General features: G+C 68.4%; 13 protein-coding genes. 4 read left to right on the forward strand and 9 right to left on the reverse strand.

All coding sequences use genetic code 11. The features are described 5' to 3' along the window. Positions 1 to 4: 4 nt before the first annotated feature. The 6 genes from kdpC to B7D75_RS16710 all read right to left on the reverse strand — a co-directional run bounded on the left by kdpC (position 5) and on the right by B7D75_RS16710 (position 6,738). Entirely contained in the window at positions 5 to 556 is a 552-nt protein-coding gene (kdpC, locus tag B7D75_RS16685) for a potassium-transporting ATPase subunit KdpC (RefSeq protein WP_107114236.1), read from the reverse strand. A 53-nt stretch (positions 557 to 609) separates the two neighbouring features. Further along, on the reverse strand, positions 610 to 2,682 hold the full coding sequence (gene kdpB, locus B7D75_RS16690) for a potassium-transporting ATPase subunit KdpB (protein WP_034078805.1): 2,073 nt from the start codon (positions 2,680 to 2,682) through the stop codon (positions 610 to 612). Between the two features lie 11 nt (positions 2,683 to 2,693). After that, positions 2,694 to 4,388, reverse strand: a complete 1,695-nt coding sequence (kdpA, locus tag B7D75_RS16695; RefSeq protein ID WP_033998610.1) for a potassium-transporting ATPase subunit KdpA — start codon at positions 4,386 to 4,388, stop codon at positions 2,694 to 2,696. A 10-nt stretch (positions 4,389 to 4,398) separates the two neighbouring features. Next, positions 4,399 to 4,488 (reverse strand): K(+)-transporting ATPase subunit F, encoded by a 90-nt coding sequence (locus B7D75_RS16700; protein WP_003154964.1) that lies wholly within the window; start codon positions 4,486 to 4,488, stop codon positions 4,399 to 4,401. Between the two features lie 186 nt (positions 4,489 to 4,674). Continuing rightward, the gene (locus tag B7D75_RS16705; protein ID WP_107114237.1) at positions 4,675 to 5,829 is read right to left on the reverse strand and encodes an acyl-CoA dehydrogenase family protein; all 1,155 of its coding nucleotides are present in this window, start codon (positions 5,827 to 5,829) and stop codon (positions 4,675 to 4,677) included. A gap of 54 nt (positions 5,830 to 5,883) precedes the next feature. After that, the gene (locus B7D75_RS16710; protein WP_043103969.1) at positions 5,884 to 6,738 is read right to left on the reverse strand and encodes an IclR family transcriptional regulator; all 855 of its coding nucleotides are present in this window, start codon (positions 6,736 to 6,738) and stop codon (positions 5,884 to 5,886) included. A gap of 241 nt (positions 6,739 to 6,979) precedes the next feature. On the opposite strand from B7D75_RS16710, the gene B7D75_RS16715 reads away from it, so the two are divergent. The 4 genes from B7D75_RS16715 (at position 6,980) to B7D75_RS16730 (ending at position 11,373) form a co-directional block, all read left to right on the forward strand. Continuing rightward, positions 6,980 to 7,765 carry an enoyl-CoA hydratase gene (locus tag B7D75_RS16715; RefSeq protein ID WP_107114238.1) on the forward strand — a complete coding sequence of 262 codons (786 nt, stop codon included), beginning with the start codon at positions 6,980 to 6,982 and terminating at the stop codon, positions 7,763 to 7,765. A gap of 3 nt (positions 7,766 to 7,768) precedes the next feature. After that, positions 7,769 to 9,298 carry a 3-hydroxyacyl-CoA dehydrogenase gene (locus B7D75_RS16720; RefSeq protein ID WP_034078796.1) on the forward strand — a complete coding sequence of 510 codons (1,530 nt, stop codon included), beginning with the start codon at positions 7,769 to 7,771 and terminating at the stop codon, positions 9,296 to 9,298. A gap of 137 nt (positions 9,299 to 9,435) precedes the next feature. Further along, positions 9,436 to 10,083 carry a FadR/GntR family transcriptional regulator gene (locus tag B7D75_RS16725; protein ID WP_107114239.1) on the forward strand — a complete coding sequence of 216 codons (648 nt, stop codon included), beginning with the start codon at positions 9,436 to 9,438 and terminating at the stop codon, positions 10,081 to 10,083. Between the two features lie 15 nt (positions 10,084 to 10,098). Then, positions 10,099 to 11,373, forward strand: coding sequence for a CynX/NimT family MFS transporter (locus tag B7D75_RS16730; RefSeq protein WP_012076267.1), 1,275 nt, complete (start codon positions 10,099 to 10,101; stop codon positions 11,371 to 11,373). Positions 11,374 to 11,424: 51 nt separating this feature from the next. Here B7D75_RS16730 and B7D75_RS16735 read toward each other — a convergent pair whose 3' ends face one another. From B7D75_RS16735 to B7D75_RS16745, 3 genes are all read right to left on the reverse strand, one after another. Continuing rightward, the gene (locus tag B7D75_RS16735; RefSeq protein WP_107114240.1) at positions 11,425 to 12,489 is read right to left on the reverse strand and encodes an AI-2E family transporter; all 1,065 of its coding nucleotides are present in this window, start codon (positions 12,487 to 12,489) and stop codon (positions 11,425 to 11,427) included. A gap of 162 nt (positions 12,490 to 12,651) precedes the next feature. Then, the gene (locus tag B7D75_RS16740) at positions 12,652 to 13,458 is read right to left on the reverse strand and encodes a DUF4892 domain-containing protein (RefSeq protein WP_043103971.1); all 807 of its coding nucleotides are present in this window, start codon (positions 13,456 to 13,458) and stop codon (positions 12,652 to 12,654) included. Positions 13,459 to 13,466: 8 nt separating this feature from the next. Beyond that, positions 13,467 to 14,129 carry a glutathione S-transferase family protein gene (locus B7D75_RS16745; RefSeq protein ID WP_107114241.1) on the reverse strand — a complete coding sequence of 221 codons (663 nt, stop codon included), beginning with the start codon at positions 14,127 to 14,129 and terminating at the stop codon, positions 13,467 to 13,469. Positions 14,130 to 14,188 lie beyond the last annotated feature (59 nt).

The following is a 14,188-nucleotide window of genomic DNA, read 5'->3' on the forward strand; positions in this document are numbered from 1 at the left end:
AAACCTAGCGGCCGATACCGGCCAGCGCCATGTTCAGCGCCAGGACGTTGACCACCGGCGGCCCCACCAGCGGCCGCTCGGTGTGGCTTTCCACTAGGTCCTCCACCAGCCGCAGCGGCAGCCCGCGCGCCGTGGCCACGCGCAGCGCCTGGTAGTGCGCGGCCTGGGGAGGAAGCTGCGGATCGAGGCCGCTGCCCGAGGTGGTGAGCAGCGCCAGCGGCACCGGTCCCTGGTCGGCGAAACGCTCGTGGGCGGCATCCCTGGCTATACGCTCGGCCAACGCCGGGTTGCTTGGCGCCAGGTTGCTCGCGGCACTGGAAACGGTGGCGTAGTCGCCCGCCGAAGGCCGCGAATGGAACCACTCCTCGCCGTCGAACTTCTGCGCGATCAGCCGCGAGCCGAGCACCTTGCCCCCGGCGTCGCGCAGCAGACTGCCATTGGCCTGCCCGGGGAACGCCAGCTGGGCGATGCCGGTGACGAGCAGCGGATAGGCCACGCCAGTGGCCAGGCTCAGCACCAGCAGTGAGGCCAGTGCCGGACGGAGTTGCTTGAACATGTGCAGATCCTCTCTTCAATCCCGGGCCCGCGCCCGATGGCGCGGGCCGTTGCTCATGCAAGACCGACTGCGGTCAGCAGCAGGTCGATCGCCTTGATCCCGAGGAACGGCGCCACCAGGCCGCCAACGCCATAGACCAGCAGGTTGCGCTGCAGCAGTTGCGCAGCGTCCGCCGCCTGCACCCGCACGCCGCGCAGCGCCAGCGGGATCAGCGCGACGATGATCAGCGCGTTGAACACGATGGCCGACAGGATCGCGCTCTGCGGGCTCTGCAGGCGCATCACGTTGAGCACGTCGAGTTGCGGGTAGATGCCGACGAACAGCGCCGGCAGGATGGCGAAGTACTTGGCCACGTCGTTGGCGATGGAAAAGGTGGTCAGCGCGCCGCGGGTGACCAGCAATTCCTTGCCCACCCGGACCACGTCGAGCAGCTTGGTCGGGTCGCTGTCCAGGTCGACCAGGTTGGCCGCCTCGCGGGCGGCCTGGGTACCGTCGTTCATGGCCATGCCGACGTCGGCCTGGGCCAGCGCCGGGGCGTCGTTGGCGCCGTCGCCGCACATCGCCACCAGGCGACCTTCGCCCTGTTCCTGGCGAATCCGCGCCAGTTTCTTCTCCGGGGTAGCCTCGGCGATCACGTCGTCGACCCCGGCCTCGGCGGCGATGGCGGCGGCGGTCAGCGGGTTGTCGCCGGTCACCATCACGGTGCGGATGCCCAGCCGGCGCAGTTCGGCGAAGCGCTCGCGAATGCCCGGCTTGACCACGTCCTTCAGGTGAATGGCGCCGAGCAACCGGCCGTTGGCTACCACCAGCAGCGGGGTGCCGCCGCTCTGGGCGATCTTGTCCACCTCCCGCGAAAGTACCTCGGGCATCTTCTCCCGCGGCAGGTCGATGAAGCGCAGCGCCGCATCCACCGCGCCCTTGCGCAAGACCTGGCCGTTCCAGTCGACCCCGGACAGGCGGGTTTCCGCGCTGAAGGCGATCGGCGTCAGTTCCTCGCGGCGCGGCTCCTCGATCGGATGCAGGATGCGCAGGTATTCGACGATCGACTTGCCTTCCGGCGTATCGTCGGCCAGCGAGGCCAGCAGCGCGCCCTCGGCCAGTTCCTTGCCGCTCACCCCAGGCGCGGCGTACAGCGCGCTGCAGCGGCGGTTGCCGAAGGTGATGGTGCCGGTCTTGTCGAGCAGCAGCACGTGTACGTCGCCGGCGGCCTCCACCGCGCGGCCGGACTTGGCGATCACGTTCAGGCGCACCAGGCGGTCCATGCCGGCGATGCCGATGGCCGAGAGCAGGCCGCCAATGGTGGTCGGGATCAGCGTCACCAGCAGCGCCACCAGGAATACCAGCGGCAGGTTGCCGCCAGCGAACAGGGCGAACGGCTTGAGCGTCACCACCACCAGCAGGAAGATCAGGGTCAGGCCGATCAGCAGGATGTCCAGCGCCACTTCGTTGGGGGTCTTCTGCCGCTTGGCGCCCTCCACCAGGGCGATCATCCGGTCCAGGGTCGACTCGCCCGGGTTGGCGCCGATCCGCACCAGCAGCCAGTCGGACACCACCTGGGTGTTGCCGGTCACCGCCGAGCGGTCGCCGCCGGACTCACGGATCACCGGCGCCGATTCGCCGGTGATGGCGGCCTCGTTGACCGCCGCCACGCCTTCGATGACTTCGCCGTCGCCGGGAATCATCTCGCCGGCCTCGACCCGCACCACATCGCCCTTGCGCAGGCTGCCGGCGGCGACGCTCTCGAAGCTGCCGTCGGCGCGCCGCCTGTTGGCGGAGAGGCCCTGGCTGCCGGCCTTGAGACTGTCCGCGCGGGCCTTGCCGCGCCCCTCGGCGAGGGCTTCGGCGAAGTTCGCGAAAAGCACGGTGAACCACAGCCAGAGGGCGATCTGCAGCGCCACCGAGGTCGGTACCGCCTGGTCGGGAACGAAGCACAGCAAGGTGGTGAGCACGGCGGTCAGTTCGACCACCAGCATCACCGGCGAGCGCAGCAACTGGCGCGGATCGAGCTTGACGAAGGCTTGCAGCAGCGCCGGCCGCCACAGGGCGGCGAGGCTGGTGGATGCGTTGCTGCGACGTTCGAGCGGTTTGTGCAAGGCGTTCTTGGACGCCTGGGTCTGAGCGTTCATGTGCGATTCCTTCAGAAGCCGAGGCTCAGTTGTTCAGCGATCGGGCCGAGGGCCAGGGTCGGCAGGAAGGTCAGGCCACCGACCAGCAGGATGGTCACGGTGAGCAGGCTGACGAACAGCGGGCCGTGGGTCGGGAAGCTGTTCGGCCCCACCGGGCTGGCCTTCTTCGCCGCCAGGCTGCCGGCGATGGCGAGGATCGGCAGGATGTAGCCGAAGCGGCCGATGAGCATGGCCAGGCCGATCATCAGGTTGTGGAACGGCGTGTTGGCGCCGAAGCCGGCGAACGCCGAGCCGTTGTTGGCGGTCCCCGAGGTATAGGCGTAGAGCAGTTGGCTGAAGCCGTGCGGGCCGGGGTTGGTCACCGCCGAGGCCGGTCCCGGCAGGCTGGCGGCGATGGCGCCGAGCACCAGCACGCCGACCGGCATCACCAGCAGGGTGAAGACCAGCAGGCGGACCTCCTTCGCCTCGAGCTTCTTGCCCAGGTACTCCGGCGTCCGCCCGACCATCAGGCCGGCGAGGAACACCGCGATGAGGACGAACAGCAGCATGCCGTAGAGGCCGGCGCCGACGCCGCCGAAGATCACCTCGCCGAGCATCATGTTCAGCAGCGGCAGCATGCCGCCCAGCGGGCTCAGGCTGTCGTGCATGGCGTTCACCGAGCCGTTCGAGGCAGCGGTGGTGGTGATCGCCCAGAGCATGCTGGCGGCGGTGCCGAAGCGACTCTCCTTGCCCTCCATCGGTGCGCCCTGTTCGACCGGCAACTGCGCCAGCGCCGGGTTCGGCTGGTATTCGGCCCACAGCGACAGGCCCAGGCCGAGGCAGAACAGCAGCAGCATGCAGCCGAGGATCGCGCGGCTCTGGCGCAGGTCCTTCACGTAATGGCCGAAGGTGAATACCAGCGCCGCCGGGATCAGGATGATCGAGGCCACTTCGAACAGGTTGCTCCAGGCGCTCGGGTTCTCGAACGGATGGGTCGAGTTGACGCCGAAGAAGCCGCCGCCGTTGGTGCCCAGCTGCTTGATGGCAATCTGGCTGGCCGCCGGGCCGAGCGGGATGGTCTGCTCGGCGCCTTGCAAGGTGGTGGCGTGGACATAGTCGAAGAAGGTCTGCGGCACGCCCTGCCAGACCAGCAGCAGCGCCAGCGGCAGGCACAGCGGCAGCAGCACGTAGAGGGTGGCGCGGGTCAGGTCGACCCAGAAGTTGCCCAGCTGTCGTGTGGAGCGGCGGCTGATGCCGCGCGCCAGGGCCACCAGCACGCAGAGACCGACCGCCGCGCTGACGAAGTTCTGCACCGTGAGGCCGAGCATCTGGCTGAAGTAGCTCAGCGAAGCCTCGCCGCTGTAGGCCTGCCAGTTGGTGTTGGTGACGAAGCTGACCGCGGTGTTGAACGCCAGGGTCCACTCCAGGCCGGGAAGGTGCTGCGGGTTCAGCGGCAGGCTGCCCTGCAGCACGAGGATCGCGAACAGCAGGACCAGGCCGGCCAGGTTGAATGCCAGCAGCGCCAGGGTGTAGGTCTTCCAGTCCTGCTCGCTCGCCGGATCGACGCCGAACAGGCGATAGCAGGCGCGCTCCAGTGGCGCCAGCGGCGCGCTGAGGAGATTGCGCTGGCCTTCCATCACCTTGAAGCAATAGCGCCCGAGGAACGGTGCGGGCACCAGGACCAGGGCGAAGAAGGCCAGGATCAAGAGAATCTCGTGGCTGTTCATGTGCCCTCCCCTAGGCACGGTCGGCGCGTAGCAGCGCCACCAGCAAATAGACGAACAGTCCCGCGGCCAGTGCCAGGGACAACCAATCCAGAACGGTCATGTGTGCGATCTCTCCTTCGAGCGGCCTCTGCCGCTTGAGGGAAAGTCTCCGCAAAGGGGGCGTAAAGAAGCGATTCCGGGCCACGCCGGACGGCATAAAGAAAGCGTAAAGAGTGGCGCACGGCCGGCGCCGGGGAGCCGGAGCCGGCCGGGACTGCGCCACGGCCGGCAAGGCGAAGGCTCGGCGCTAGCCCTGGGCGGCGCGAATCATGTTGCGGGCGATCAGCAGTTGCTGGATCTGCGTGGTGCCTTCGTAGATGCGGAACAGTCGCACGTCGCGGTAGAAGCGCTCGATCCCGTAGTCGCCGATATAGCCGGCGCCGCCGAAGATCTGCACCGCGCGGTCGGCGACCCGGCCGCACATTTCCGAGGCGAACAGCTTGGCGCAGGACGCCTCGGTACCGACATCGCGGCCCTCGTCGCGCTGCCGCGCGGCGTCGATGACCATGCAGCGCGCCGCATAGGCTTCGGCCTTGCTGTCGGCGAGCATCGCCTGGATCAGCTGGAACTCGGCGATCGGCTGGCCGAACTGCTTGCGCTCCAGGGCATAGCGCAACGCATCCTCGAGCATCCGCTCGGCGACCCCCACGCAGACCGCGGCGATGTGCAGGCGGCCCTTGTCGAGCACCTTCATCGCGGTCTTGAAGCCGATCCCCTCGACCCCGCCGATCAACTGGCTGGCCGGCACCCGGCAGTCGTCGAAGATCACGTCACAGGTATGCGCGCCCTTCTGTCCCATCTTGCGATCCGGCTTGCCCAGAGACAGCCCGGGCGTACCGCGCTCGACGACGAAGGCGGAGATCCCGCCGGCGCCACGGATCGCCGGGTCGGTGCGCGCCATCACGGTGTAGATGCCGGCCTGCGGGGCGTTGGTGATGAAGCGCTTGGTGCCGTTGAGCACATAGTGCTCGCCGTCGCGCAGTGCCGTGGTCTTCAGCGAGGCGGCGTCGGAACCGGAGTCCGGTTCGGTGAGGCAGAACGAACTGAGCAGTTCGCCCGACGCCAGGCGCGGCAGGTAGCGCCGCTTCTGTTCCTCGGTGCCGTCGATGACGATGCCCTGGGAGCCGATGCCGTTGTTGGTGCCCAGCAGCGAACGGAACGCCGGCGAGGTCCGCCCCAGTTCGAAGGCGATGCGCACCTCTTCCTCCATGGTCACCCCGAGGCCGCCGTAGGCCTCGGGGATCGACAGGCCGAACAGGCCCATCTCGCGCATGCGGGCGATGATCGCCTCGGGGATGCGGTCGGTTTCCGCCACCTCCTGCTCGTGCGGCACCAGGTTCTCGCGGACGAACTGGCGGATGCTGTCCAGCAGCAGGTTCAGGGTTTCCGGATCACGAATCATGCTCACTCCTTCAGGCCCGCAGGCCGGTTGCCATGATTCCGTCACCGGCCTCGGTCAGCGGGTGGCGGCCTCGATGTTGTGCACCATGTGCAGCAGGCGCGGGCCGATGTCGTCCTCCAGCTTCTCGCGCTTGAGGTGGAAACTCGGCCCGCCGCAGTTGAACGCCAGCAACCCATGGCTCTCATGGCGCAAGGCCACGCCCACCGCATTGACGTCGCGCTGCCATTCGCCGAGCGAGAGGCAGAAACCGTAGTCGGCGTAGTCGCGGAACGCCCGCTCCAGCCCCTTGCGCACCTCCGGCCAGTCGTCCGGGTGGCGCTTGCGGATATGCCCGAGGAGAAACTCCCGCTCGTCCTCCGGCAGCGCCGCCAGGCAGGCCCGGCCGATGGCGCTGCGGTACAGCGAGAGATGGCTGCCGACCTGCCGGCGCATGGTCAGGTTGGCCTCGCCGTGCACCACGTCGAGGTAGACCATGCTCAGCCGGTCGCGGGCCGCCATCGCCACCGCCGCCTTGGCGTAGCCGGCCATCTCCTCCATCAGCGGACGGGCGACCGCGCGAATCGACAGGTTCGACAGCATCGCGTAGCCGAACGACATCACCCCCGCCTCCAGCTGGTATTTGCCGCTCTGCGGCAAGTGACGCAGGTAGCCCAGCCGGGTCAGGGTGTGGGTCAGACGCGACACCGTCGGCTTCGGCAGTCCGGTCTTCCTCGCCAACTCCTGGTTGCCCAACAGGCTTTCCCGCGGCGTGAAACAGCGCAGCAACTCCAGCCCCCGGGCCAGTGCGGTGACGAACTGGCGGTCCTTGAGTTCCTCGTCTTCCTCCTGCATCGGGTCGATCAGCACACGCTCGAAGGCGGACGCCTCCGTTCCTTCGGCCGGACTCCGGCGCTCGTCGTTGCCGCGCATAGTAGGGATCTCTCTTTCAAAAAATCAATAAAACAAAATTGAGTTTCGCATAGCGAAACTAGTGGAAGAACCGATCAACGTTCAACAAGTAAGATAAAACTCTTCAAAAACAGCGAATTGCACCGCTTCATCGCCTCATGATCGACGAGGGTGTTTACAACGCCACGGCTGCCGCTGATTATTTTCGATAAATCATGAAACCATATTTCGCATAGCGAAACATTCTTCTTCCGGAGCTTCCATGTTCGCCGATCCTTCGTCCGTGGTCCTGCTCGAATTTCCCGCAGCCGATATCGCCCTGCTTCGTCTCAATCGTCCGCAAGCCAGGAACGCATTGAACGACGAAATGCGCCAGCATCTCGCCGCCCACTTCCAGACGCTTGGCGCGGACCCGGCGATCCGCGTCATCGTGCTCACCGGCGACCCAGGCTGCTTCGCCGCTGGCGCCGACCTCCGCGATCTTTCCACGCGCACGGCGATCGGCCTGTACAGCGGCCACAGCGAGCGCTACTGGGAAGCCATCGCGCGCTGCCCGAAACCGGTGATCGCCGCGGTCAACGGCTTCGCCCTGGGCGGCGGCTGCGAGCTGGCGATGCATTGCGACCTGATCGTCGCCGGCGAATCGGCGCAGTTCGCCCAACCGGAGATCAAGGTCGGAGTGATGCCCGGCGCCGGTGGTACCCAGCGCCTGGTCCGGGCGGTGGGCAAGTTCCAGGCGCTGCGCATGCTGTTCACCGGCTGCCTGGTGAAGGCTCCGCAAGCGCTGGCCATGGGCTTGGTCAGCGAAGTGGTGGCGGACGAGTCGACGCTGCCGCGCGCCCTGGAACTGGCCACGGAGATCGCCCGCCTGCCGCCCCTGGCGCTGGCGCAGATCAAGGAAGTGGTCCTGGCCGGCGCCGACCTGCCGCTGGACAGTGCACTGGCCCTGGAACGCAAGGCGTTCCAGCTGCTGTTCGACTCACAGGACCAGAAGGAAGGCATGCAGGCCTTCCTGGAGAAACGCCCGCCGAACTACCAGGGGAAATAGACGATGCCCGATATTCGCTGTATCGCCGTGGTCGGTACCGGTGCGATGGGCACCGGGATCGCCCAGATCGCCGCCCAGGCCGGCCTGACCGTGTGGCTGTTCGACAGCCGCGCCGAGGCCGCCGCCGAAGCCCGCCAGCGCCTGCGGCAGACCTTCCAGAGCCTGTGCGGCAAAGGCAAGCTGGGCGCCGCCGACGCCGAGGCCGCGCAAGACCGGTTGCGGGTGGCGGAACGCCTGGAACAACTGGCCGACTGCGAACTGGTGGTGGAGGCCATCATCGAGCGCCTGGAGGCCAAGCAGGACCTGCTGCGCCGGCTGGAAGCCATAGTCGCGCCGGAGACCATTCTCGCCAGCAACACCTCGTCGCTGTCGATCACCGCCATCGCCGCCGCCTGCGAGCGGCCGCAACGGGTCGCCGGCCTGCACTTCTTCAACCCCGTGCCGCTGATGCGGGTGGTCGAGGTGGTCGACGGCCTGGCCGGCGCACCGGAAGTCGGCGACGCCCTGCTCGCCCTCGCCACGCGCCTGGGTCACCGTGGCGTGCGGGCCAAGGATACCCCCGGCTTCATCGTCAACCACGCCGGCCGCGCCTATGGCACCGAGGCCCTGCGCATCCTCGGCGAAGGCGTCGCGGAGTGCGCCGAGATCGACCGCGTGCTGCGCGAGGGCGCCGGCTTCCGCATGGGGCCGTTCGAACTGCTCGATCTCACCGGCCTCGACGTGTCGCACCCGGTAATGGAGTCGATCTACCAGCAGTACTACCAGGAACCGCGCTACCGCCCGCACCCGCTGACCCGCCAGCTGCTCGCCGCCGGCCATCTCGGGCGCAAGAGCGGCCAGGGCTTCTATCGCTACGTCGATGGCCAGCCGCAGGACAAGCCCGGCCCGCAGCCGGTGCCGAGGGTCGCCGCCCTGCCTCCGGTGTGGCTGGGCTGCGAAAGCGAGGCCGACCGCCGTACGCTCGCCGAACTGCTGCGCCGCCTCGGCGCCGAACCGGAAACCGGCGAGCGTCCTTCCGCCGCAGCGCTCTGCCTGTTGGCCGCCTGGGGCGAGGACCTGAGCAGCGCCGTGCAGCGCTTCGCCTGTCCGGCCGAGCGCAGCGTCGGCATCGACCTGCTCTGCGATCTCGAGCGCCGGCGCTGCCTGATGCTTTCGCCACTGACCGCCCCGGCCATGCGCGACGCCGCCCACGCCCTGCTGGCCAGCGACGGCGTCGGGGTCACGGTGCTGCGCGACAGTCCCGGCTTCGTCGTCCAGCGGGTCCTGGCGATGATCGTCAACCTCGCCTGCGATATCGCCCAGCAAGGTATTGCCAGTGTCGAAGACATCGACCAGGCGGTGCACCTCGGTCTCGGCTATCCCCACGGCCCGCTGGAATGGGGCGACCGTCTCGACCCGCGGCGCCTGCTGAGCATTCTCCAGCGCCTGCAGGCGCTCACCGGCGACCCCCGCTACCGCCCCAGTCCCTGGCTGCGCCGGCGAGCGCAACTGGGCATGTCCCTGCGTGCCGGGGAAACCGCCATCGTAGGCTGACGCATCGGCGAGCTGGCGGCGCAGCGCTATGCGACCGGCCGCCAGGCCAGCGCTTTTTTCTCAAGCGACGCTTTTCGGGCTTGCAGGCGCCGAGGTATCCTGCGCGCAAATTCATCCGATGATTGGATGTTTCTTCCGTGAACATTCCCCTCAAGCGCTCCCTGGTCGATATCGCCCTGGAGCAGATCCGCCAGCGCATCGATGCCGGCCACTGGCCGCTCGGCCAGCGCCTGCCAGCGGAGCCGGAGCTCGCCGAACTGCTCGGCATGAGCCGCAACACCGTGCGCGAAGCGGTGCGCGTGCTGACCTTCTCCGGCGTGCTGGAAGTCCGCCAGGGCGACGGCACCTATGTGCGTGCCTGCGCCGATCCGCTGGAAACCATGCTGGTGCTGGCGCGCAGCGCGGTGCAGCACGCCCTGGAAGCGCGCGGGATGATCGAGATCGAAGCGGCGCGCCTGGCTGCCACGCGCCGCGACGATAGCGACCTGGCCGCTTTGCGCGAACATCTCGACGCTTCGCGCCAGCGCCACGGCAGCGACGACCTGCAGGACTACATCGAGCACGACATCCGGTTCCACCAGCGGATGGTCGACGCTGCCCACAATCCGGTGCTCAGCGAACTCTATCGCTACTTCTCGCAGGTCATCCGGACCTCGCTGGAACGCACCATGGCCGACCCACAAAGGGCCCAGCCCTGCTTCGAGCTGCACCAGCGACTGCTCGACGCCATAGAACGCGGAGACCCGGACGCTGCCGCCGCGGCCAACCGCGCACTGCTGATCTGAACCCGGGACATACCCATGACTCACGCCTTGAATGCCCGGCCGGGAGCGCACCCCGGCCATCCTCCGGAAGAATTGCTGATCGATGCCGAAGTCGACGACGAACCAGCCCCGCCGGCGCCGCCGCTGCGCCCCTGGCTGCTCCTGCTGGGCCTGGTGCTGGTCGCGCTGAACCTGCGGCCGGCGCTGTCCAGTCTCGCCCCGCTGCTCAACCAGGTGCGCGACGACACCGGCCTGTCGGCAGCCGCCGCCGGCCTGCTGACCACCGCGCCGGTGCTCTGCCTGGGCCTGTTCGCGCCGCTGGCGCCGCGCCTGGCCCGCCATATCGGAGCCGAGCGCAGCGTACTGCTGATTCTCTTCTGCCTGGCCGGCGGCATCGTCCTGCGCAGCCTGTTCCCGGTGTTCGGCCTGTTCGCCGGCAGCGTCCTGGCCGGCGCCAGCATCGGCATCATCGGCGTGCTCCTGCCGGGCATCGTCAAGCGTGACTTCCCGCGCCAGGCCGGAGTGATGACCGGGGTCTACACCATGGCCCTGTGCCTCGGCGCGGCGCTGGCCGCTGGCGCCACCGCGCCGCTGGAGAAGCTCTTCGGCAACTGGGAACTGGCGCTGGCGTTCTGGTCGCTGCCGGCGATCCTCGCCGCCGCGTTCTGGCTGCCGCAGACCCGCCAGGGCCGGCACGCCCACCGCCAGGCCTTCCGTGTCGTCGGTTTGTGGCGCGACCCGCTGGCCTGGCAGGTCACGCTGTACATGGGCCTGCAATCGTCCCTGGCCTACATCGTCTTCGGCTGGCTGCCGTCGATCCTGATCGACCGCGGCCTGACCCCGGTGGAAGCCGGCCTGGTGCTGTCCGGCTCGGTGATGCTGCAACTGATCACCGCCCTGCTCGCGCCCTGGCTGGCCGCCCGCGCCAAGGACCAGCGCCTGGCGGTGGTCCTGGTGATGGCCACCACCCTGGCCGGCCTGCTCGGCTTCCTCTATGCGCCGCTGCAGACCATCTGGTGCTGGGCGCTGCTGCTCGGCCTCGGCCAGGGCGGCACCTTCAGCATCGCCCTGGCGCTGATCGTCCTGCGCTCGCGCGACGCCCACGTCGCCTCGCACCTGTCGGGCATGGCCCAGGGCGTCGGCTACACCCTGGCGGCCATGGGACCGTTCATGGTCGGCGTGGTCCACGACCTGAGCGGCGGCTGGAACGCGGTCGGCTACATCTTCGTTGGCGTCGCCATCGCCGCCACCCTGTTCGGCCTCGGCGCCGGTCGCAGCCAGTACGTGGGAGCCCGCAGCGAACACCTGTAGCCCCGCAGATGCAAAAAGCCCCGCATCGCGGGGCTTCCTCTCCTTCGTCAATCAGGCATCCGGACCGCGCCCATCGCCGGGCGGTCGTGGCGTGCTGGCGATCCAGTCGCTGACCAGGTTGTAGGCCACCGCCAGCAGGATCGGACCGAGGAACAGGCCCATGAAGCCGAACGCCAGCAGCCCGCCGAATACCCCGAGCAGCACCACCACCAGCGGCAGGTTGCCGCCACGGCTGATCAGGTAGGGCTTGAGGATGTTGTCCACCCCGCTGATGATGAAGAAGCCCCACAGGCCGAGGAATATCCCGTGGCCGTAGTCGCCCTGGAAGAACAACCAGGCGGTGGCCGGACCCCAGACCAGCGGCGGGACCATCAGCAGGCTGAAGACGAAGGTCAGCAGGCCGAGCAGCATGGCCCCCGGCACGCCGGCGATCGTGAAGCCGATCCAGGCCAGCAGCGCCTGCGCCGCGGCGGTGCCGATCACCCCGTTGACCACCCGCTGCACGGTGCCGGCGACAAGGTCGCGATAATGCTCCGCGCGGTTGCCGATCAGTCGCTCCAGGGCACGGTGGACGATGGACTCCAGGCGCGGCCCGTCGCGGTAGAAGAAGAAGATCAGCACCAGACTGAGCACCAGCTCCAGGATCCCGCCGCCGATCTTCGCGCTGCGCGCCAGCAGCCAGTTGCCGACCTCGCCGACGTAGGGCTTGAGTACATAGAAGAACGCCACGCCCTGCTGGTCGATGGAATCCCACCAGCCGATCAGGCGGTCGCCGACCAGCGGCACCCCGGCCATCCACGAAGGCGGCGGCGGCAGGCCTTCCACCTGGAGGTTCTTCAGCAGCTCCATCAGCGAGCGGACGTTGTCCGCCAGCCCGAAGCCGAGCCAGACCAGCGGCAACGCCACCAGGACGATCCAGCCCAGGGTCAGCAGCCCCGCCGCCAGCGACTCGCGGCCACCGAGCAGGCGCGTGAGCATGCGCATCAGCGGCCAACTGGCGAAGGCCAGTACCGCGGCCCAGAACAATGCCGACCAGAATGGCGCCAGCACCCAGAGACTGGCAGCGAGCAGGCCGAACAGCAGCACGCGGAGCAACAGCCGATCGTTATCGAACATCAAGGCAAGCCTTCCTAAGAGGGGGAATACACCGATAGACAGCGCTCGGCGTGCGCCGTTTCCAGCCGAAGCATGGGGCGCGGGACAGGCAGTCTACCCCTCCAGGGGAACAGGTCGACAACCCTGGCGAAGCCGCCCGGGCCGCGCGCCCGGGCGAGTCGATCAGCGCAGCCAGTTCAGGTGCAGGCCGTCGGTCTCCGACTGGCCCAGTTCCATGCGGCTGTTCAGCACGCCCTGGTCACGCAGGGCGTCGCGCCACTCCTGGGCATGCCTGCCGGACAACTCGACGCGCACCCCGGTGTCCAGGCGCAGGGTTCGCACCAGCAGGTCCAGCCAGGAACCGGCGGGCTCGGCCGGCACGTGGCTGAGGGTCAGCTCGCCATTGGCCTTGAGCAGGCGCAGCAGGGTCGACGGGCTCGGCTGCAGTTCGCCCAGCGGCGCGGCCGCTTCCAGTTCCTCGGCCTGCAGGTAGGCGCGGCGATTGCCACGGGTGATCGAGTAGACCGCCACCAGGCTGTTCTCCCGCGGCGCCGCCAGGCGCACCAGCAGGTAGGCCTGCTGCTCGTCCGGGCCGTACAGCTTGGCATTGCCGAACACCGCGTTGGCCAGCAGGCTGCTGGAGCCGCAGTCGCGCCGCTCGCACCAGAACAGCGGCGTGGCGTCGGCCTTGAGCAGCGCGGTGCGCGCCGCGGCGAACGCCTCCTGGCTGCTGTGCTCGGGCGGCAGGCGGTAGGTCAGCGCGGTCAGCTCGCCTTCGGCGCGCACCTCGCCCTCCATGCGCAGGCGCCCGCTGATGCGGCTGATCGCGCCGAGCGGGTAGACCCGCTCCTCGCTTGGCGCCTGGCGGAAGTCGACGATCTCGGCACGCGGGAAACGCGGCAGCACGTCCAGGTCATGGCTGTCGGGCACGTCGGCGGCCAGCGCCGGCAGGCTCAACGCCCCCAGGGAAAGCAACAGGAACCCTCGCATACCGGCCCTCAACGGGTCAGCATCGACTGGGCGGTACGGATGGCGTCGTCGCCCTCCTTCTCCCGCCGCGGCACCAGCAGTCCGCGCTGCATCGCGGGACGCGCCTCGAGGGCGGCGATCCAGCGCTGCAGATTGTCCAGGCCGTCGACGGCGACGCCGGACCAGTCGTGGATGCGCACCCAGGGATAGGTGGCGATGTCGGCGATGCTGTAGTCGCCAGCGAGGAACTCGGCCTCGCCCAGGCGCCCGTCGAGGACCTCGTAGAGGCGCCGGGTCTCATGCTGGTAGCGATCGATGGCGCCCTGCAGCTTCTCCGGGAAATAGCGGAAGAATACGTTGGCCTGTCCCTGCATCGGACCGACCCCGCCCATCTGGAACATCAGCCACTGGATCACCCGCGAGCGGCCCTTGACGTCGGTGGGCATCAGCTGGCCGGTCTTCTCGGCGAGGTAGATGAGGATCGCGCCCGACTCGAAGACGGCGAAGTCGTCGTTGCTGCGGTCGACGATGGCCGGGATCCGGCCGTTGGGGTTGATCCTGAGGAATTCCGGAGCCTTCTGCTCCTTCCTGTCGAACGACAGCGCGTGCACCGTGTAGGGCAGGCCCATTTCCTCCAGGGCGATGGATACCTTGTGGCCGTTCGGCGTGGCGGCGGTGTAGAGATCGATCATGGGGTGACTCTCCGTAGCGATCCGTCCAGCCTTACGGCTGGACCCGGAATAGTCAAGGA

The sequence above is a fragment of the Pseudomonas paraeruginosa genome, from assembly GCF_003025345.2.
Classification (GTDB): domain Bacteria; phylum Pseudomonadota; class Gammaproteobacteria; order Pseudomonadales; family Pseudomonadaceae; genus Pseudomonas; species Pseudomonas paraeruginosa.

Bases quoted from the DNA above. Each gene is read 5' to 3' on its own strand.
- kdpC (WP_107114236.1), bottom strand. From the start codon at position 556: ATGTTCAAGCAACTCCGTCCGGCACTGGCCTCACTGCTGGTGCTGAGC.
- kdpB (WP_034078805.1), bottom strand. From the start codon at position 2,682: ATGAACGCTCAGACCCAGGCGTCCAAGAACGCCTTGCACAAACCGCTC.
- kdpA (WP_033998610.1), bottom strand. From the start codon at position 4,388: ATGAACAGCCACGAGATTCTCTTGATCCTGGCCTTCTTCGCCCTGGTC.
- B7D75_RS16700 (WP_003154964.1), bottom strand. From the start codon at position 4,488: ATGACCGTTCTGGATTGGTTGTCCCTGGCACTGGCCGCGGGACTGTTC.
- B7D75_RS16705 (WP_107114237.1), bottom strand. From the start codon at position 5,829: ATGATTCGTGATCCGGAAACCCTGAACCTGCTGCTGGACAGCATCCGC.
- B7D75_RS16710 (WP_043103969.1), bottom strand. From the start codon at position 6,738: ATGCGCGGCAACGACGAGCGCCGGAGTCCGGCCGAAGGAACGGAGGCG.
- B7D75_RS16715 (WP_107114238.1), top strand. From the start codon at position 6,980: ATGTTCGCCGATCCTTCGTCCGTGGTCCTGCTCGAATTTCCCGCAGCC.
- B7D75_RS16720 (WP_034078796.1), top strand. From the start codon at position 7,769: ATGCCCGATATTCGCTGTATCGCCGTGGTCGGTACCGGTGCGATGGGC.
- B7D75_RS16730 (WP_012076267.1), top strand. From the start codon at position 10,099: ATGACTCACGCCTTGAATGCCCGGCCGGGAGCGCACCCCGGCCATCCT.
- B7D75_RS16735 (WP_107114240.1), bottom strand. From the start codon at position 12,489: ATGTTCGATAACGATCGGCTGTTGCTCCGCGTGCTGCTGTTCGGCCTG.
- B7D75_RS16740 (WP_043103971.1), bottom strand. From the start codon at position 13,458: ATGCGAGGGTTCCTGTTGCTTTCCCTGGGGGCGTTGAGCCTGCCGGCG.
- B7D75_RS16745 (WP_107114241.1), bottom strand. From the start codon at position 14,129: ATGATCGATCTCTACACCGCCGCCACGCCGAACGGCCACAAGGTATCC.